Below are 18,801 nucleotides of genomic sequence, written 5' to 3'. Positions count from 1 at the left end.
GCTTCGCTTAAAATCGCGAGTTCGATGTCGAACCCCACTTCCTTCATTCCGGTCCTGCCTTCGGGCGGACACCGCCGCGCCTGGTGGCGTTCGCCCGGCTCGTCCTCGGCGCTGGCCTGGGCGGTGGTCGCAGCCGCGCGCGCGCATGCCGGCCCGCTGCTGCTGGTGCTCGCCGACAACCACGCCGCGGACCGGCTGGAAACCGACGTGCTCACCTTGCTCGGCGACGATGCATCGCTGCCGGTCGTGCATTTCCCGGATTGGGAAACCCTGCCCTACGACCAGTTCAGCCCGCATCCGGAAATCGTCTCGCGCCGGCTCGCGGCATTGCAGCGACTGCCGACGCTGAAACGCGGCGTGGTGATCGTGCCGGTGGCGACGCTGATGCAGCGCCTGCCGCCGACCAGCTACATCGCCGGCAACAGTTTCGATGTCGCGGTCGGGCAGAAACTCGATCTCGACGCCGAACGCCTGCGCCTGCAGGCCGGCGGCTACCGGCTGGTGCCGCAGGTACTCGATCCCGGCGATTACGCGATCCGCGGCGGCCTGCTCGACGTGTTCCCGATGGGCGCCGACGAACCCTATCGCGTGGAATTGCTCGACGACGAAATCGATTCGATCCGCGCCTTCGATCCGGAAACGCAGCGCTCGCTCGACAAGGTCGATGCGGTGCGCATGCTGCCAGGTCGCGAAGTGCCGCTGGACGAGATGTCGACGAAACGCGCGATGGAAGCCCTGCGCGACCGCTTCGACATCGACACCCGGCGCAGCGCGCTGTTCCAGGACCTGAAGGCCGGGCTCGCGCCGGCCGGCATCGAAGCCTGGATGCCGCTGTTCTTCGACAAGACGGCGACATTGTTCGATTACCTCGGCGCGAACACGCTGCCGCTGCTCGGCGATGGCCTCGGCGCCGCGGCGGACCATGCTTGGGCGCAGGCGGGCGAACGCTACGAACAACGCCGCCACGACATCGAACGCCCGCTGCTGCCGCCGACGGAGCTGTGGCTGTCGCCGGAAACCCTGCGCGAGCGTTTCAACGCGCAGCCCTGCATCGAGGTCTGCGCCAAGGACCATCCGCGCTACGCCGAAGCGCATGGCACCGGCACCCAACCGGCGCCGGAATTGCCGCTGGCACCACGCGGTCAACCGGCGGGCGACGCGATCCGCAGCTTCCTCGCCAGCTATCCCGGCCGCGTGCTCGTCGCCGCCGATTCCGCCGGCCGCCGCGAAGCGCTGCTGGAGGTGATGGCCGCGGCTGAACTGAAGCCGGCGGTCGTCGCGGATTTCCAATCCTTTGCTTTTGCTCGTCATTCCGGCGAAAGCCGGAATCCAGCTCTCGATTCCGAAACGCAAAAACTGGGTCCCGGCTTTCGCCGGGATGACAGCATCAACTTCGCCATCACCGTCGCTCCCTTCGACGACGGCTTCGCCCTCGATGCGCCGCAACTCTGCGTGCTCACCGAGCGCGAGCTGTTCCCCGAACGCGCATCGCAGCCGCGCCGTCGGAAACGCGCGGGTCGCGAACCCGAAGCGATCATCCGCGACCTCGGCGAACTCGCCGAAGGCGCGCCGATCGTGCACGAGGACCACGGCGTCGGCCGCTACCGCGGGCTGGTGACGCTGGAAGCCGGCGGCATTTCCGGCGAATACCTCGACATCGAATACGCCAAGGGCGACCGCCTGTACGTGCCGGTCGCGCAACTGCACCTGGTCGCGCGCTATTCCGGCGCCTCGGCCGAGACCGCGCCGCTGCATTCGCTCGGCGGCGAGCAGTGGGCGAAGGCGAAGAGGAAGGCCGCGGAGAAAGTCCGCGACGTCGCCGCGGAACTGCTCGACATCCAGGCGCGGCGCATGGCGCGCGCGGGACTCGCGCTGGAGACGGATCGCGCGCTGTACGAACCGTTCGCGGCCGCGTTCCCGTTCGAGGAAACCCCCGACCAGCACGCGGCGATCGAGGCAGTGATCCGCGACCTCGCCAGTTCGCAACCGATGGATCGCGTGGTCTGCGGCGATGTCGGCTTCGGCAAGACCGAAGTCGCGGTACGCGCCGCGTTCGTCGCCGCGACGGCGGGCAAGCAGGTCGCGGTGCTGGTGCCGACCACGCTGTTGGCCGAACAGCATTACCGCACCATGCGCGACCGCTTCGCCGACTGGCCACTGAAGGTGGAAGTGCTGTCGCGCTTCAAGACCAAGAAGGAAATCGAGGCCGAACTGGTCAAGCTCGCCGAAGGCAAGATCGACGTCATCGTCGGCACCCATCGCCTGCTGCAGAAGGACGTGCGCTTCAAGGACCTTGGCCTCGTGATCGTCGACGAGGAACAGCGCTTCGGCGTGCGCCAGAAGGAAGCGCTGAAGGCGCTGCGCGCGAACGTACACCTGCTCACGCTCACCGCGACGCCGATCCCGCGCACGCTGAACATGGCGATGGCGGGATTGCGCGACCTCTCGATCATCGCCACACCACCGGCGCACCGGCTCGCGGTGCAGACGTTCGTCACCGCCTGGGACGACCAGCAGTTGCGCGAAGCCTTCCAGCGCGAACTCGGCCGCGGCGGCCAGGTGTATTTCCTGCACAACGACGTCGAGAGCATCGGCCGCATGCAGGCGCAGCTCGAGGCGCTGGTGCCGGAGGCGCGCATCGGGATTGCACATGGGCAGATGCCCGAACGCGAGCTGGAGCGGGTGATGCTCGATTTCCACAAGCAGCGCTTCAACGTGCTGCTGTGCTCGACCATCATCGAATCCGGCATCGACATCCCGAACGCGAACACCATCATCATCGAGCGCGCCGACCGCTTCGGCCTCGCGCAATTGCACCAGCTGCGCGGCCGCGTCGGCCGTTCGCACCACCGCGCCTACGCCTACCTCGTCGTGCCCGACCACCGCAGCATCACCGCCGACGCGCAGAAGCGGCTGGACGCGATCGCATCGATGGACGAACTCGGCGCGGGCTTCACCCTGGCGACGCACGACCTGGAAATCCGCGGCGCCGGCGAACTTCTGGGCGAAGACCAGTCCGGGCAGATGGCCGAAGTCGGCTTCAGCCTCTACACCGAACTGCTGGAACGCGCGGTCAAGTCGATCAAGGCCGGCAAGCTGCCGGACTTCGATGCCACCGAGCACCGCGGCAGCGAGGTGGAACTGCACGTGCCGGCGCTGATCCCCGAGGATTACCTGCCCGACGTGCACGCGCGCCTGACGCTGTACAAGCGCATCAGCGGTGCGCGCGATGCGGACGAACTGCGCGAGCTGCAGGTCGAGATGATCGACCGCTTCGGCCTGTTGCCGGATGCAGCCAAGCACCTGTTCGCCATCGCCGAACTGAAATTGCAGGCGACCGTGCTCGGCATCCGCAAGCTCGTGCTCGGCGCGGAAGGCGGGCGATTGCAGTTCGAGGCGAAACCCAACGTCGATCCGATGACCGTGATCCGCCTGATCCAGGGCCAGCCGAAGCATTACAAAATGGATGGTCCGGACAAACTGCGGATTTCGCTCGACCTGCCGGATGCGGCGACGCGCTTCAACGCCGCACGTGGCCTGCTGACTGCACTCGCGACCAATTAAAATCGTCATTCCGGCGAAAGCCGGAACCTAGCTCTGGATGCCGAAACCCAAAAGACTGGGTCCCGGCTTTCGCCGGGATGACGGAACAAGGGGAATCGGATGGCTCGCGAAATCCCGACCTGGAACCACAACGCCGCCGAGCTGCGCAAGCTGCAAAGCGAACTTGCGGGTGAGGTCTCGCTGCGCGATGGCTTCGCGAAGCCGCTGCGCACCATCGCCGGGTTCGACGTCGGCTTCGAGGACGAAGGCGCGACAACCTGTGCAGCAGCCGTGTTGCTTGACGCCAACATACGCGAAGTCCTCGACCAACAGGTCGCGCGCCTACCGACGGCGATGCCCTACATCCCCGGCCTGCTGAGTTTCCGCGAACTGCCGGCGTTGTTCGCCGCGCTGGAGATGCTGAAGGCGAAGCCCGACCTCGCCTTCGTCGACGGCCACGGCATCGCGCATCCGCGCCGGCTCGGCATCGCCGCGCATTTCGGCGTCGCGACGGGATTGCCGAGCATCGGCGTGGCGAAGAAGATCCTGATCGGCGAAGCGCGCATGGCCCTGCACGACATGCGCGGCGCGTTCACGCCCTTGCGCGACAAGAGCGAGCAGATCGGCTGGCTGCTGCGCAGCAAGGTGGGTTGCCTGCCGCTGATCGTTTCCCCAGGGCACAAGGTGGCGATGGCATCCGCGCCGGAACTGGTGATGCGCTACGTCACCACGTATCGCTTGCCGGAACCGACACGCCTCGCAGATCGGATTGCGTCGAGGCGGGATCGATCATCCGATTGACCGAGTTGGATTTGCAGGCGCAGTATCAATCACCTTTCGGCCAAGACAGCCATATCCATGCGCTTTGGCATACTGGCGGTATCTATCGGTCTTTTGTGCGGCTGCTCACAGCAACCGTACTATCTTGATTGCTATCCGAATCCGAAATCCGAAAAGAATCTGAGTAAGGAAGAAAAGCTGGCGTTGGAGGATGCGAAGACAAGAACTTGGAAAGGCTGTCATGAAACGATTTGGCAATGCGCCTACTCGGTCGCACCAAGCAAAGATGGAAAGAACATTGTTGTCGGCATGGACACGGCAACTCCAAACGAGGAGGCGAAGTCATGCGTGAGCGCCCCCGGAATGGGAGCTTTCTATCTTTACGATTTGGACGGCCGCTTTGTCAGGCGTCTGCTTTCTCTTTAGGGAGCCAGCGTGGTTTCGCTTTTGACGTGGCTTTACATGCGTCATGTAGCCTGACTGCTCTTTCAGACCGGAACTCCCCATGCGCCTGCTGACTACCCTCGCCTTCCTCGCCCTCGCCGCCTGCACCACCGCGCCGGCCTCGCCCGCGGCGGATGCGAACACCGTCGCCGACGGCAGCACCATCACCCTCGCGCCCAGCCAATCCGCACAACTCGCCGACAACAGCCGCCTCGACTACATCAAACTCAACGGCGATTCCCGCTGCCGCCCCGACGTCCAATGCGTCTGGGCCGGCGATGCCACCATCGCCATGCGCTGGACACCGGCGAACGCGATGACCGCGCAGGACTTCGTCCTGCACACCAACCTCGATCCCAAATCCTTCGACGCCAACGGCCGCACCATCACCCTGCAAGCGCTCGAACGCGGCGACGCGCCCAAGGCCACGCTGCAGGTCCAATAATTCCCTCTCCCCTTGAGGGAGAGGGTGGCCGACTGCGGGCGCAGGAGCGCCCGCGAACAGCGAAGCTGGCCCGAAGGGCGAGCGCCATGGATGGCGCGAGTTACGCGGGTGAGGGGCGAATCCCGCGAGATTTTGTCGCGACTGAAGTCGCTCCCACAGGAGCAGTCGCGGTCAAGCCCGCTCCTACAACAGCGGGTTATGCTCCGCTCGCAGGCCGGGCGTCCGGCCATCGGGGAGCGACACATGAAGCGATTCGCAGCGGAATTCCTGGGAACGTTCTGGCTGGTGCTCGGCGGTTGCGGCAGCGCCGTGCTCGCCGCCAACTTCGGTGGCGACGGCAACCCGCTCGGCATCGGCCTGCTCGGCGTGTCGCTGGCCTTCGGCCTCACCGTGCTCACCGGCGCCTACGCTTTCGGCCACATCTCCGGCGCGCACTTCAACCCGGCGGTGAGTTTCGGGCTGTGGGCCGGCGGCCGCTTCCCCACCCGCGACCTCGTGCCTTACATCGTCGCGCAGGTGCTCGGCGCCATCCTCGCCGGTTTCATCCTGTTCCAGATCGCCAGCGGCGCGCCGGGCTTCGCCATCGACCCGAACGCGGCCGGCGCATTCGCCACGAATGGCTTTGGCGCGCGTTCGCCCGGCGGCTACGGCATGGCCGCGGCGGTGTTGTGCGAAATCGTGATGACCGCGATGTTCATCGTGGTGATCATGGGCGCGACCCACCGCAAGGCTCCCGCCGGGTTCGCGCCGATCGCGATCGGCCTCGCGTTGACGCTGATCCATTTGATCAGCATTCCGGTGACGAACACCTCGGTGAACCCGGCGCGTTCCACCGGCGTCGCGCTGTTCGCCGGTTCCGGCGCGATTTCGCAACTGTGGGTGTTCTGGGTCGCGCCGATCGTCGGCGGCATCATCGGCGGCCTGATCTACAAATGGCTGGGCCCGGATCGCCCGGACGTCGTCGGCGACCAGCGCTGAGATAATTGTCGATTGCCATCCCCTCTCCCCTCGTGGGGTAAGCGGGGATTTCGAGCAGCGAAGCTGCGAGCCCGCGAACGCCCGTCGGCATGCAGGCCGACGGGCCGGGGCGTGGTGGCCGCAGGCCAGGAGAGGGGCGATTATCTCGCCACGCTGCGCGGCTTGATCGCGCGCGCGCGGTTGCGCCGGTACACCCACACCGTCGCCGGTGGCACGTTGCGCAGCACGAAGGCGCCGTGGCGCGCGATGAGGCCGAGTTCGTCGCGCAGTTCGTCGCGCACCGGCGACAGCGGCCCGTAGGTGAACTGCACCAGCGCACCGTCCGGGCGCAGGCATTCGAACGCCGCGCGCAGGATCCGCGCCTGCGCCTCGCGTTCCATCGCCAGCAAGCCGAGGCCGGAGACGATCGCATCGGCCGGGCCGGCGTCGAGGTAGCCGGATTCGCGCGCCAGCCGCGGCAGTTCCGCGGCATCGCCGAGCGCCACGCGCACCTCCGGGAATTCGATCCTCAATTGCGCCTGCAACGCGGCGTTCAATTCGACCACCAGCAATCCCGCATCCGGAATGCCGGAGGCGAGAAGCGCGCGGGTGACGGCGCCGGTGCCGCCGCCGAGCTCGATCACGCGGCGGGCGCCATCGGGCAACTCGGCGAGGATCGCGGCCACGAGCTCCGTGCCCGAGGGCGCGACGGCCGCCGTCCGCCGCGGGTTGCGCAGCCATTGCGCGAAGAAGCGAAGTCGATCGCGGTAATGCGGGGGCATGCGTCGGTTCCGTGGTCAGGCCGCGATCATGCGCGCGCGTCGATGGCGGTTTCGTGAAGCGCGGCGATGCGCCATGCGCGGTGGATGCGCGGGTTGCGCGCGAAATCCGGCGGAATGGTCGAGGCGGAGATGTCATCGACCCCGGCGAATTGCGCAATCGCGGCTTCGTCCAGCCTGAAGCGGCGGAAGTTGTTGGAGAAATACAGCACGCCGCCCGGCGCGAGCCGCGCCACGATGGCGCGCAGCAGGCGCACGTGGTCGCGTTGCACGTCGAAGTCGTCGGCGCGCTTGGAATTGGAGAAGGTCGGTGGGTCGCAGAACACCACGTCGTATTCGCCGCGGTCAAGCTCGATCCAGCGCAATGCGTCGGCCTGGACGATGCGATGCCGGGTGCCGCCGATGGAATTCTCGCGCAGGTTGTCGGCCAGCCATTCGAGGTAGGTCGCCGACAGGTCGACGCTGGTGGTCTCCGTCGCGCCCTGCACCGCCGCCTGCACCGTGGCCGCGCCGGTGTAGCAGAACAGGTTGAGGAAACGCTTGCCGCGGGATTCGAGCGCCATGCGCGCGCGCAGCGGGCGATGGTCGAGGAACAGGCCGGTGTCGAGATGGTCGAACAGGTTGACCTTGAGCTTCGCCGCGCCTTCCTCGACCGTGAGGAACTCGCCGCGATGGTCGAGGTTGCCGTATTTGGAACCGCCCTTGCCGGTGCTTCGGGTCTTCACCGCGACGCGCTCGCGCGGAATCTCGAATACTTCGCGCAGCGCGGACAGAAATTCGTTGAGCCGCTTGCGCGTGGTCGCCTCGTGAATCTCGGCCGGCGCGGCGTATTCCTGCACGTGCAGCCAGGTGTCGTCGCCGATGGTGGTGTACACATCGACCGCGCAGGCGTATTCGGGAATGTCGGCGTCGTAGGCGCGGAAGCAGGCCACGCCGTCCTGCTGGCGCCAGCGCTTGAGTTTGTCGAGGTTCTTGCGCAGCCGGTTCGCGACCATCCGCGCGCCATCCGACAGCTCGCGCGGTGCGGCGGACTCGCGCATGGGCGGCGCGACCGGATCGCAGACGATCAGGCTGCATTCGATCGGGCCGTTGAACAGCTGGTAGCGCTTGTTCGCGCGCAGGCCGGTGGCTTTCGCCAGTTCGAAATCGCCGCACAGCAGGCTCGCGCGCCAATCGGGCGCCGCACGTTTCAACGCGTCGCCTAGCGCGCGATACAAGGCGGGATCGGCGGCGAGGCGCGCGTCGTAGGGCGGGTTGCACACGACCACGCCGCGCGGATTCTCCATCGCGGGAAGGTCGGCGACATCACGCACCGCGAAATCGATGTCGGTTTCGACGCCGGCCGCGCGTGCATTCGCCTGCGCGATGCGGATCGCGTGCGGATCGAGGTCGCTGCCGTGGATGCAGGGCCGCAGCGCGGCAAGTCCGCGCGTGGCGCGTTCGCGCGCTTCGGCCAGCAATGCGTTCCATGCTTCGACATCGAAACCCAGCCAGCGTGTCGGCATTGCGCGTTCGAAACGCTGCAGGTTGGGCGCGACGTCCGCGGCCATCAGCGCGCCTTCGATCAGCAACGTGCCGCTGCCGCACATGGGATCGAGCAGATCGCCGCCTTCGGCATGGGTCTGCGGCCAACCGCCGCGCAGCAACACCGCCGCGGCGAGGTTTTCCTTGAGCGGTGCTTCGCCCTGCGCGCCGCGCCAGCCGCGGCGATGCAAAGGCCCGCCGCCGAGGTCGATGGACAGCGTCGCCCTGCCCTTGCGGATGACGAGGCTGATGCGCACATCCGGGGATTCGACATCGACATCGGGCCGTTCGCCGGTCGCGTCGCGCAGCACGTCGACCACCGCGTCCTTGACCCGCTGCGCGGCGTAACGCGCATGGGTGATCGCGGAACCGGAGACGTGCGCATCGACCGCGATGCTGTATCCGCTGGCGACGTGCCGCGTCCAGTCGATTTCGGCGACGCCGGCGTACAACGCGTGTTCGTCGCCGCAGTCGAATTCAGAAATCGGCCAGAGCACGCGGCTCGCGAGCCGCGACCACAGTACCGCGCGTTGCGCATCACGCAATTCGCCCTCGACGTTCGCGCCGGCGACGGTCGCGGTGGCGCGCGCGCAGCCAAGCGCGACCAGTTCGTCGGCCAGCAGGTACTCCAGGCCCTTGCCGCAGGATGCGAAGAATTTCATCGGTTCAGAGCGATGCGAGCAAAGCCGCGAACGCCTCCGCGCTCGCCGCGACGTGATCGCTCAAACGGTGCGAATCGTCGACCAGCAGCAATCGCGCATCGCGTTCGCGCGCCCAGTCGACCACATCCGCGGCCCGGATCAGCTCGTCGTGCCAACCGTGGATGATCGAGGTCGGCACGCGCGCGGCATCGAGCGGCAGCGCGCCTTGCATCGCCACCGGCGGCGCCATCAGGAACAAGCCGCGCACCGGCACCCGCAGCGAGGCCGCGCCCGAGATCCATGCGCCGAGGCTGGAACCGGCCAGTACCAACGGACCTTTCGCCGCACATTCGGCTGCGAGTTCGAGCAGGCGTTCCAGCCGCGCCGCCACGTCGCCGAGTTCGCCCATCTCGCGCTTCGCGTCGAGGTCGGTGTAATCCGGACGCTCGTGGCTCCAGCCGAGGCGCTCGGCCGCCTCCGCCAGTGCGGTGACCTTGGTCGCGTCCGGTCCGCTTTCGAAGCCGTGCGAGAGAATGCAATGCCCTTTCATGCAACGATGCTAGCATCCGGCCCGTGCTTCCAGACCTTCCGCCGCCGCCCGTGCTGCTCGAACCGCTGCCCTACGAGGAACGGCTGGACCCGCGTCCGCTGTCGAAGATCGACCTGGTCGTGATCCATTGCACCGAGGTGCCGACGCTGCAGCTTTCGCGCGAATACGGCGAACGTATCCTGTATTCCGGCAGCCAGACCGGCAACAGCGGCCACTACTACATCGACCGCGACGGCACCGTGGTGATGTACGTGCGTCCCGAGCGCATCGCCAACCACGTGCGCGGCTACAACACGCGCTCGGTCGGGATCGAGCTCGTCAACACCGGGCGCTATCCCTACTGGCGCGATTCCAAGCACCAGGCGATGACCGAACCGTATCCACAAGCCCAGATCGACGCGCTGGTCGCGCTGCTGAAGGAATTGCAGAAGGAACTCCCGAACCTGCACTTCATCGCCGGCCACGAAGACCTCGACCGTGACCAGGAAACCGCCTTCGACGACCCGAACATCCTCGTCGCGCGCAAACTGGATCCGGGCCCGCTGTTCCCGTGGCCGGAAGTGATGCGGCAGGTGAAGCTGGAGCGGTTGAAGCCGTAAGTCCAAGATCGAAGGCGACTTACTCGGCTCTGGGAGCCAGCCACCGTTGCAATGGAATCGAAGAAACAAGGACGTAAACAATCGCGCCGAGCCACGGTGAGTGAACTGAAGCAACAGTCACTACGATGGGGAATGCGATCAAGAAGGCGACAAGGATGAGCCGCTCGCGCTTATCAGCATTCGGTCGCAGTAAAATCTTGGTATCGCCGGAATCACGTCCTTTTATTTTCACAACGGCATATGTAATCGCGAACGAGACTCCGCTGGCAATCAAGAAAACACCACGGCCTTGGGAAAGTCCGGCCCGCAGCAGAAAGGAATAAAACACAGGGGCTAGTTGGGCGGCCAAGAACGCATTGGCAAAAATCCTTGAGGCAATATCTCCGACATCCGAATTCAAGGAACGGATCGCCGAATATTCTGCTTCCAAGGCCTGAAATATCTTCATAGACAACAAACGATCACGATGCACAGGGATATTCCGTGATCCTACCCTGCAAACCCGGATCCGGCTGCGATCCGACCCGCGCCGCCCCGTATACTGACGCGCCCCTTCCCGCGAGCCGCGCATGACCTCCCCGGTCTCCGAACTGATCGACCTGCTGTCGCTGGAACGGCTGGAGGACAACCTGTTCCGCGGCCAGAGCCGCGACATCGGCACCAAATACGTCTTCGGCGGCCAGGTCCTCGGCCAGGCGCTGTCCGCCGCGCAGGCGACGATGGATTCGGCCGGCGAACCGCGCGCCGCGCATTCCCTGCACGCCTACTTCCTGCGCGCCGGCGACATCGAACACCCCATCGTCTACAACGTCGACCGCACCCGCGACGGCGGCAGCTTCTCCGTGCGCCGCGTCACCGCGATCCAGCACGGCCAGGTCATCTTCTTCTGCGCCGCCTCGTTCCAGCAGGAGGAACAAGGCGTCGAACACCAGATGTCCATGCCCGAAGTTCCGAAACCGGAGGACCTCGCCCCGGCGCCGGCGATCCCGCTCGACGTGCTGGCGAAACTGCCGACCAAGGTCCAGCGCTGGCTCGACCGCACCGGCCCGTTCGAGTTCCGCCACATCTATCCGCGCGACGAACTCAATCCGACCAAGCGCCCGCCGTTCCAGCAGGTGTGGTTCCGCCTCTCGGAAAAGGTCGGCGACGCGCCCGAACTGCATCGCGCGCTGCTCGCGTATGCGTCGGATTTCCAGTTGCTCGGCACCGCGACTTTCCCGCACGGCATCAGCTACTACCAGCCGAACGTGGCGATGGCCTCGCTCGACCATGCGTTGTGGTTCCACCGCCCGTTCCGTGCCGACGACTGGCTGCTGTACGCCATCGACAGCCCGACCGCGCAGAACGCGCGCGGCCTCGCACGCGGCCTCATCTACGACCGCGACGGCCGGCTGGTCGCGAGCACGGTGCAGGAAGGCATGATCCGCGTGGTTCCGGACAAGAAGGCCTGACATGCGCCGCATCTTCGCCAGCCCGCGGCTGGAAAACGTCGAAGGCGTCGCGCGCCTGCTCGAAGGACACGGCATCGAGGTGCGCATCACCGACGGGCGTTCCTACCGCGGCGCGATCCGCGGCAATTTCAGCTATCGCGACGACGCGCGCGAAGGGCCGGAACCGGCGGTGTGGATCGTCAACGCCGAGGACCAGCCGCGTGCGCGCGAACTGATGCGCGGCGCCGGCCTGCTCGATTCCACCCGCACGCCGCTCGACAGCTACCTGCCCGCGGGGGATGGCGAAGACTCGAAGCCGCGCAAGCGCAGCGGGCGACTGAAGTTGGTGCTGCTCGCGGCGATTGCCATTGCGGTGGCGGTCGGCAGCTTCACGGTGCGGCATGCCTCGAAACCGAAGGCGCCGATTTCGACCGCGACCGTCGATTCACCGCTTCCGGCTGCATTGCCCGATCGCATGGCGGAATTGCTGTTGCTCGGCGAACTCGCCGACCTCGGCGACCGCACCGCCTGCATCGGTCTTGGTGGAAATGATCCGTCGCCGGACATGCTCGCGCGGTTGGCGAAGGCGGATGCGCGGGTCGCGCCGCTGTCGGCCTGCGTGCAGGACGTCGGTGGCATCAGCGTCCGTGCGACGAAACAGCCGGCGATCCTGCTCGCGCTGCGCGACTACGTGCGCACGCCCGAAGGCGGCAGCGTGGTCCTGCGGCGCACGGAACAACCGCTGCAACCGCAAGACCGTACTTACGACCTGCGCCTCGACGACGGCCAGTGGAGCTTCGTCGCCGAGGCGCAGCCGAAACCGCGCTGATCAGCCCGCGGGCGGGGGCGTAGGCGTGTCGCCGCCGCCGCGCGGACCGCGCATGCCCCCGTGCGATTGGCACTGCTGGTGCGCGCTGTCGTACTCGCTGCGGCTCAACTTTCCGTCCTTGTCCGCATCCGCGTTCGCGAAGCACTCATCGCGCTTCTGTTGCCTGCGCGCCTCGAAGTCGCTGCGATCGAGGAATCCGTCGTGGTTGGAATCCATCTGGGCGAAACGCTGCGCCAGTTCCGGCTTCGCCGCTGCTTCCTTGCTGCTGATGCGGCCATCGTGGTCGGTGTCGAGCTGCATCATGCGCTCGTGCATGCCGCCGCCGGAGCCATCGTTTCCATCGCGTCCGCCGCGATCGCCACGTTGGCCGTGCGGTAATTCGTCCGCGGTCAAGCGACCGTCGTGATTCGTATCGAGCTGGTCGAACTTCTGCGCGAGGCGCGGGGCCTTGGCCGCTTCGCTCTTGTCGATCATGCCATCGCCGTTGGCGTCGAGCCGCTGGCGCGGGGCGTCGGTGGAGGTCGAGGGCGTGGCCGCCTGCTGCGCGCAGGCAGCGGTCGATGCGAGTACGGCGGCGAACGCGAGCGCCAGCAGCGCGCGGGGATGGGGCATGGGGTTTTTCATCGTGATCCTCGTGGCGACGGGGGGCGTCGCCTGCCACGGTAAACGCCCCGGCCGGGTGGCGGTTGACCGTCGCGACCAGCGCGACCGCGCAGCGCTAGACTCCGTTCATGCGCGAAACCGAACAACTGCGCGTGTTCCACACCGGTGACCACGTCTGCGGGTATTTCCCCGAGCGCATCGCCCGCGACCTCGTCATCGATCCGCGCGACCCGCGCCTGGCGCAGGCCTATCCGGTCGCGCTGGGCTGGGGCTTCCGTCGTTCCGGCGGCATCGTCTATCGCCCGCACTGCCACGGCTGCCGGGCCTGCGTCGCGGTGCGCATCCCCGTCGCCGGTTTCCGTCCGGATCGCGGCCAGCGCCGCTGCCTCGCGCGCAACGCCGATGTCATCGCGCGTGTATTGCCCGCCGAACGCCGCGACGAACACATCGCGCTGTACCAGCGCTACCTGCGCGCGCGCCACCCCGGCGGCGGCATGGACGACCACGGCTCCGCCGAGTTCGACCAGTTCCTCGTCGGCAGCTGGTCGGACGGGCGCTTCCTGGAATTGCGCGAAGCCGAAAACCATCGCCTGCTCGCGGTCGCGGTCACCGACCTCGTGCCCGATGCGCTGTCGGCGGTCTACACCTTCTACGATCCCGACGAATCCGCGCGCGGACTCGGCACGCTCGCGATCCTCAGGCAACTCGAATGGGCCGCGCGCGACGCGCGCAGCCACCTCTACCTCGGCTACTGGATCGCCGGCCACGACAAGATGGACTACAAGCGCCGTTTCGCGCCGCTGGAGGGATTCGACGGGCGGCAATGGAAGCGGCTGGAGTTCGACAACGGTCCGGTCGTCGAAGTCGGATCGGAGCGCTGAACGCTACGACTTCGGCGCGTCCTTCGCCACGACCGCGTCCGGCGCGGATTGCGGCGCGGGTTGCGAAGCAGCCGCGGTCGTGGTCATGCCCGGCTCCAGCATCGCCGGCTTGCCGCGCACGTAGAAGCCGAATTCGCTGTCGCTGTGCGCGGACACGATCATGCGCACCATGCTGCCCGGCACCATCAATTCGAGCGCGACCTTCTCGCCCTTCGCGGTCTGTCCTTCCAGCGTCATCTCGATGAAGGCACCGGCGGTGTCCACTTCGCGGCAGGGCACGTGCGGCCCGAGCGGGCCTTCCTGCAGGTAGGGCTTGATCGCATCGCCCAGCGCCTCGAGCGCGGGCGGGAAGAAGAACACGGCGTAACCGGTACTGTCGTTCATCGGATCATCCTTTTGTGCCTTCCCTCTCCCCATTGCATGCGATGGGGAGAGGGTGCCGAAGGCGGGTGAGGGGCATTTTTGTGCATCACGGTTTCGACCGCGCCGCGGCGGGCAAAGTTCGGCGACCAGTGTACCCGCACCACGGGATGCGCCAGGACGCGCCGATCTGCGATGCTTCGCGCATGCGCCGATCCACCTTCCCCCGCATCGGATGCCCCGCCTGCGCGCTCGCGCTCGCGCTGCTCGCCGGTTGCGGCGACGAACGCGAGCCGTTCGCGCGCCTGTCCGGGCTGATGGTCGACGACGCTCTCGGCGAAGTGAGCGGCATGGCCGCATCACGCCGCCTCACGGACGTGCTGTGGGTGGAGAACGATGGCGGCAACACGCCGGTGCTGTATGCGGTGAGCCCACGCGGCAGCCTCCTCGCGAGCGACCGAGTGGAAGGCGTGGCGAACACCGACTGGGAAGACCTCGACGCGTTCGACCTAGACGGCAAGCACTACATCCTGATCGCGGACACCGGCGACAACGGTGGCCTGCGCCGCACGCTGCAATTGCACGTGGTCGAGGAACCGGCATCGCTGGAGGACACGGCGCTGCGCCCGGCGTGGTCGGTGTCGTTCCGCTGGCCCGACGGCCCGCGCGACTGCGAGGCGGCGTTCGTCGACGCGGCCGCTGGCAAGGTGCTGCTGATTTCGAAGAAACGGCATCCGCCGGAATTGTTCGAAGTGCCGCTGCGGCCTGCCGCCGGCGCGACCGTGGTCGCGCGCCGGATCGGCAGCCTCGCCGGCGTGCCGCAGGCCGATGCGCAGTCGCTGCGCGATCGCCCGAAGGCCGCGCGGCTGGTCGGTCAGGTCACCGCCGCCGACGTGTCGCCGGATGGCCGCACCCTGGCCGTCCTCACCTACCAGGACGTGCTGTTCTACCCGCGCAAGACCGGCGAAACCTGGGCACAGGTGGTCGCGCGCAAGCCGCGGATCGAGCCCCTGCCGGCGCTGCTGCCGCAGGCCGAAGCCCTGGCCTGGTCGGCGAACGGCGCCGGGCTTTACGCCAGTGGCGAATTCCGGCCGGCCCCGATCTTTTACCTCGATCCCGCTGGAGATTGATTGGGGCGGCTGATCCCGGCTCTTGAATTCTGATATCAATTCGATATCATTCTCTCGCGCCCATTCCGGGCGGCGAGAAACGCACATGAAAGAAAACCCCATCCGTTCCCTGTCCGGCATTCCCTTTCTGCTCGGCGTCGTGGTGGCGCTGGCCGTCGCCGTCTGGCTGGTCGCGACCGGCATCGGCCCCGATCCGGACAACGCCGGCGTCGCCTCCGGCGGCAGCATCGTCGGCGGCCTGCTGCTGGGCCTGCTCGCCTTCCTCAGCCTGATCGGCCTATACACGGTCCAGCCCAACCAGGCCGCGGTGATCAGCCTGTTCGGCAAGTACGTGGGCACGGTCAAGGCCAACGGCCTGCGCTGGAACAACCCCTTCTATTCGAAGAAGAAGATCTCGCTGCGCGTGCGCAACTTCGAAAGCGGCAAGCTCAAGGTCAACGAGCTGGACGGCTCGCCGATCGAGATCGCCGCGGTGATCGTGTGGCAGGTGGTGGACGCGTCCGAGGCGGTGTTCAACGTCGACGACTACGAGAGCTTCGTCCACATCCAGTCCGAATCGGCGCTGCGCACGATGGCGACCAGCTACCCCTACGACCAGCACGAGGAAGGCCAGGTCGCGCTGCGCAGCCACGCGACCGAAATCTCGCAGCACCTCAAGGACGAACTGGCCGAACGCCTCGCCGATGCCGGCGTGCAGGTGCTGGACGCGCGCATCAGCCACCTCGCCTACGCGCCGGAAATCGCGCAGGCGATGCTGCAGCGCCAGCAGGCCAACGCGATCATCGCCGCGCGCACGCGGATCGTGGCGGGCGCGGTCGGGATGGTCGAGATGGCGCTGGCCGAACTGCAGAAGAACGGCGTGGTGCAACTCGATGAGGAGCGCAAGGCGCAGATGGTCAGCAACCTGCTGGTCGTGCTGTGCGGCGAGCGCAGCACGCAGCCGATCGTCAACGCCGGCACCTTGTACTGACCGCGCCATGGCGGAGAAAAAGGCCTATCCGCTGCGCATCAACGCCGAGGTCCTGGCCGCGGCGCAGCGCTGGGCCGACGACGAGTTGCGCAGCCTCAACGCGCAGATCGAATACGCGCTGCGCGAGGCGCTGCGCAAGGCCGGACGGTTGAAATCGCCCGCAAGCGAAGGAGAAGACGATGGCGAATGAACGGATGAAGTCGGTGCTGCTGGCGCTGGCGATGCTGGTTCCGCTGGCCGCGGCCGCGCAGGAGGGCGAAGCGAAGCGGCCGGATGCGGCAGCCACCGCGCGGCAATTGCTCGCGCACATGGACTCCGGCGAATACGCACAGGCCGAAGCGATGTTCGGCGCCGACATGGCCGCCGCGGTTCCGGTCGACAAGCTGCAGGCGGTGTGGGAATCGCTGCCCGCACAGGCCGGCGAAGCGAAAGGCCGCGGCGAACCCGTGGTCGAATCGGCGAACGGCGCGCAACTGGCGACGATCCCGTTGCACTACGCCAAGGGCGAGCTGGTGGCGAAGGTCGCGGTGGGGGATGACGGCAAGATCGTCGGTTTCCTGATCCAGCCAGCGCCACCACCGCCCGCACCGGCGGTGGCCGCGGATGCGGACTTCCACGAAACCGACTTCAGCGTCGGCGAAGGCGAACGCGCCCTGCCCGGTACGCTGGCGATGCCCAATGGCGATGGACCGTTCCCCGCTGTCGTGCTCGTGCACGGCTCCGGCCCGCAGGATCGCGACGAAACCATCGGCGCGAACAAGCCCTTCCTCGACATCGCGCGCGGCCTCGCCGCGCAGGGTATCGCCGTGCTGCGCTACGAGAAACGCACGCACGCACGACCGCAGGATTTCGCCAGCGGAGATTTCGGCGTCGACGACGAAACCACCAATGACGCCGTGCTCGCGGTGGCCGCGTTGTGCAAGGCGCCCGGCATCGATCCGGCGCGCGTGTTCGTGCTCGGCCACAGCCAGGGCGGGATGATGGCGCCGCGCATCGCCGCGAAATCCGGCCATGTGGCCGGACTGGTGCTGATGGCCGCGCCCTCGCGTTCGTTGCTCGACATCGTGATCGAACAGAACCGACGGCTCGCGGTGCTGGACGACGGCAAGACCAGCGATGCCGAACGTGATGCGATCAATGCCCTGGTCGAACAGGTGCGTCTCGTCCGCGATCCGAAAACCGATCCGGCGACGAAATCCATTCTCGGCCAGCCGGTCGGCTACTGGCGCAGCGTCGATGCGCTCGATCCGGTGAAGGAAGCCGAAACCGACGCGCTGCCGATGCTGGTACTGCAGGGCGCGCGCGACATCCAGGTGGTGGATGCCGACTGGCAAAACTGGAAAGCCGCGTTCCACGACGACCCGAAGGTGACGTTCAAGCTGTATGACGAGCTCAACCACCTCGGCATCGCCGGCGAGGGCGAAGGCAGCCTCGCCGAATACGGCACGCCGGGCCACGTCGACCAGCGGCTGATCGACGACACCGCGGCCTGGATCAAGGCGCACTGAAGCGATATACGCATCGAGGAGGAACGCCATGAACGCATCCACCCGCAGCTACACCCGCGTTTCTGCTCTGATTTTCTTCATTGTTTCCGCGCTACATGCGTGGCGCGTGATCAGTGGCACCACCATCGCAATCGGCGAATGGATTGTGCCATCCGTGGCATCATGGGTCGCGTGCGTCGTGGCCGCCCTGTTGGCGTTCTGGGGCTGGCGTGCGCGCTGAACCGACGACCATGCGCAAGGATTCCGGCAACGATTCCGCGTTGCAGCTGGTTCCGGCCAGCAGTCGCAGTCGTGCGTATTTGTTCGCGATCACCATCGGCGCACCCGTGCTGGTGACGATGGTTGGCGTGGCGATGGGCCACGCCCTCACCGGCGAATCATGGTGGGGAATCGGCAATCGCGGCGCCGATGCCTTGATCGCGACGCTGGTGGTGGCGCTCGTGACCGGTGCCATCGCCCTGTTCCTCGACCGGATGCTGAAACGCCATCGCCTGCTGCTCGATGCCGGCGGCATCGAAGTCGCCACCACGTTCTACAAGCAGCGCATCGCATTCCCGGACATGAAGCTCGATGCTGCGCGCGTCGTGCGCCTCGACGAACATCCGGAATTGCGCCCGTTGCTGAAAAGCAACGGCTATGCCCTGCCCGGCTTCCGCAGCGGCTGGTTCCGCCTGCGCAACTGGCACAAGGCCTTCGTCGCGGCCAGCGACGGCGAACGCCTGCTGTGGCTGCCGACCACGCGCGGCTTCGACCTGCTGCTGCAGCCGCGCGACCCGCAACGATTGCTGGAACGCCTGCGCGAACTGGCTTCGCCGACGCGCTAAGCTG

The 18,801-nt window shown here is 66.9% G+C and carries 21 protein-coding genes; 15 read left to right on the top strand and 6 right to left on the bottom strand.

Annotated features, from left to right (window positions below):
- Positions 1-24: 24 nt before the first annotated feature.
- The 5 genes from mfd (at position 25) to aqpZ (ending at position 6,190) form a co-directional block, all read left to right on the top strand.
- On the top strand, positions 25-3,564 hold the full coding sequence (gene mfd / locus FNZ56_RS01005) for a transcription-repair coupling factor (protein ID WP_143878077.1): 3,540 nt from the start codon (positions 25-27) through the stop codon (positions 3,562-3,564).
- A gap of 99 nt (positions 3,565-3,663) precedes the next feature.
- Complete coding sequence (nfi, locus tag FNZ56_RS01000; protein ID WP_143878076.1) at positions 3,664-4,344, top strand: deoxyribonuclease V; 681 nt, start codon at positions 3,664-3,666, stop codon at positions 4,342-4,344.
- Between the two features lie 57 nt (positions 4,345-4,401).
- Positions 4,402-4,749: a hypothetical protein gene (locus FNZ56_RS00995; RefSeq protein WP_143878075.1), complete on the top strand. Its 348-nt coding sequence runs from the start codon at positions 4,402-4,404 to the stop codon at positions 4,747-4,749.
- A 79-nt stretch (positions 4,750-4,828) separates the two neighbouring features.
- Entirely contained in the window at positions 4,829-5,212 is a 384-nt protein-coding gene (locus FNZ56_RS00990) for a hypothetical protein (protein ID WP_143878074.1), read from the top strand.
- 243 nt (positions 5,213-5,455) lie between these two features.
- Positions 5,456-6,190, top strand: a complete 735-nt coding sequence (aqpZ, locus tag FNZ56_RS00985) for an aquaporin Z (protein ID WP_143878073.1) — start codon at positions 5,456-5,458, stop codon at positions 6,188-6,190.
- Positions 6,191-6,330: 140 nt separating this feature from the next.
- Here aqpZ and FNZ56_RS00980 read toward each other — a convergent pair whose 3' ends face one another.
- From FNZ56_RS00980 to FNZ56_RS00970, 3 genes are read right to left on the bottom strand one after another with little or no spacing between them, the layout of a single operon-like run.
- The gene (locus tag FNZ56_RS00980; protein ID WP_143878072.1) at positions 6,331-6,951 is read right to left on the bottom strand and encodes a class I SAM-dependent methyltransferase; all 621 of its coding nucleotides are present in this window, start codon (positions 6,949-6,951) and stop codon (positions 6,331-6,333) included.
- A 26-nt stretch (positions 6,952-6,977) separates the two neighbouring features.
- Positions 6,978-9,134, bottom strand: a complete 2,157-nt coding sequence (gene rlmKL, locus FNZ56_RS00975; RefSeq protein ID WP_143878071.1) for a bifunctional 23S rRNA (guanine(2069)-N(7))-methyltransferase RlmK/23S rRNA (guanine(2445)-N(2))-methyltransferase RlmL — start codon at positions 9,132-9,134, stop codon at positions 6,978-6,980.
- Between the two features lie 4 nt (positions 9,135-9,138).
- Positions 9,139-9,663, bottom strand: coding sequence for a hypothetical protein (locus FNZ56_RS00970; protein WP_143878070.1), 525 nt, complete (start codon positions 9,661-9,663; stop codon positions 9,139-9,141).
- A 23-nt stretch (positions 9,664-9,686) separates the two neighbouring features.
- On the opposite strand from FNZ56_RS00970, the gene FNZ56_RS00965 reads away from it, so the two are divergent.
- On the top strand, positions 9,687-10,262 hold the full coding sequence (locus FNZ56_RS00965) for an N-acetylmuramoyl-L-alanine amidase (RefSeq protein ID WP_143878069.1): 576 nt from the start codon (positions 9,687-9,689) through the stop codon (positions 10,260-10,262).
- A gap of 19 nt (positions 10,263-10,281) precedes the next feature.
- Here FNZ56_RS00965 and FNZ56_RS00960 read toward each other — a convergent pair whose 3' ends face one another.
- On the bottom strand, positions 10,282-10,734 hold the full coding sequence (locus FNZ56_RS00960) for a hypothetical protein (protein ID WP_143878068.1): 453 nt from the start codon (positions 10,732-10,734) through the stop codon (positions 10,282-10,284).
- A 97-nt stretch (positions 10,735-10,831) separates the two neighbouring features.
- On the opposite strand from FNZ56_RS00960, the gene tesB reads away from it, so the two are divergent.
- Together tesB and FNZ56_RS00950 are read left to right on the top strand one after the other, a co-directional pair.
- Positions 10,832-11,713, top strand: coding sequence for an acyl-CoA thioesterase II (tesB, locus tag FNZ56_RS00955; protein WP_143878067.1), 882 nt, complete (start codon positions 10,832-10,834; stop codon positions 11,711-11,713).
- A 1-nt stretch (position 11,714) separates the two neighbouring features.
- Positions 11,715-12,521 carry a DUF2007 domain-containing protein gene (locus tag FNZ56_RS00950; protein WP_143878066.1) on the top strand — a complete coding sequence of 269 codons (807 nt, stop codon included), beginning with the start codon at positions 11,715-11,717 and terminating at the stop codon, positions 12,519-12,521.
- On the opposite strand, the gene FNZ56_RS00945 is transcribed toward FNZ56_RS00950, so the two are convergent.
- Positions 12,522-13,133, bottom strand: coding sequence for an EF-hand domain-containing protein (locus FNZ56_RS00945; RefSeq protein WP_143878065.1), 612 nt, complete (start codon positions 13,131-13,133; stop codon positions 12,522-12,524).
- A 119-nt stretch (positions 13,134-13,252) separates the two neighbouring features.
- Between FNZ56_RS00945 and FNZ56_RS00940 the strand changes: the two genes are divergently transcribed.
- On the top strand, positions 13,253-14,005 hold the full coding sequence (locus FNZ56_RS00940; RefSeq protein WP_143878064.1) for an arginyltransferase: 753 nt from the start codon (positions 13,253-13,255) through the stop codon (positions 14,003-14,005).
- A 3-nt stretch (positions 14,006-14,008) separates the two neighbouring features.
- Here the strand turns inward: FNZ56_RS00940 and FNZ56_RS00935 are convergent, their stop codons facing one another.
- Positions 14,009-14,389, bottom strand: a complete 381-nt coding sequence (locus FNZ56_RS00935; RefSeq protein ID WP_143878063.1) for a hypothetical protein — start codon at positions 14,387-14,389, stop codon at positions 14,009-14,011.
- Positions 14,390-14,571: 182 nt separating this feature from the next.
- On the opposite strand from FNZ56_RS00935, the gene FNZ56_RS00930 reads away from it, so the two are divergent.
- The 6 genes from FNZ56_RS00930 to FNZ56_RS00905 all read left to right on the top strand — a co-directional run bounded on the left by FNZ56_RS00930 (position 14,572) and on the right by FNZ56_RS00905 (position 18,797).
- On the top strand, positions 14,572-15,495 hold the full coding sequence (locus FNZ56_RS00930) for a hypothetical protein (protein ID WP_143878062.1): 924 nt from the start codon (positions 14,572-14,574) through the stop codon (positions 15,493-15,495).
- An 85-nt stretch (positions 15,496-15,580) separates the two neighbouring features.
- The gene (locus FNZ56_RS00925) at positions 15,581-16,465 is read left to right on the top strand and encodes an SPFH domain-containing protein (protein ID WP_143878061.1); all 885 of its coding nucleotides are present in this window, start codon (positions 15,581-15,583) and stop codon (positions 16,463-16,465) included.
- 7 nt (positions 16,466-16,472) lie between these two features.
- Positions 16,473-16,655, top strand: a complete 183-nt coding sequence (locus FNZ56_RS00920) for an Arc family DNA binding domain-containing protein (protein ID WP_143878060.1) — start codon at positions 16,473-16,475, stop codon at positions 16,653-16,655.
- Complete coding sequence (locus tag FNZ56_RS00915; RefSeq protein WP_246064643.1) at positions 16,645-17,973, top strand: alpha/beta hydrolase; 1,329 nt, start codon at positions 16,645-16,647, stop codon at positions 17,971-17,973. The genes FNZ56_RS00920 and FNZ56_RS00915 overlap by 11 nt, the downstream gene beginning before the upstream one ends.
- A gap of 28 nt (positions 17,974-18,001) precedes the next feature.
- Positions 18,002-18,193: a hypothetical protein gene (locus FNZ56_RS00910; protein WP_143878059.1), complete on the top strand. Its 192-nt coding sequence runs from the start codon at positions 18,002-18,004 to the stop codon at positions 18,191-18,193.
- 10 nt (positions 18,194-18,203) lie between these two features.
- The gene (locus FNZ56_RS00905) at positions 18,204-18,797 is read left to right on the top strand and encodes a PH domain-containing protein (RefSeq protein ID WP_143878058.1); all 594 of its coding nucleotides are present in this window, start codon (positions 18,204-18,206) and stop codon (positions 18,795-18,797) included.
- Positions 18,798-18,801: the final 4 nt, after the last annotated feature.

The organism is Lysobacter lycopersici (assembly GCF_007556775.1).
In the GTDB taxonomy this organism is placed as follows: Bacteria; Pseudomonadota; Gammaproteobacteria; order Xanthomonadales; family Xanthomonadaceae; genus Pseudoluteimonas; species Pseudoluteimonas lycopersici.
The sequence above is the reverse complement of the archived record's forward strand: the minus strand, read 5'-3'. Positions and strand labels throughout refer to the sequence as shown.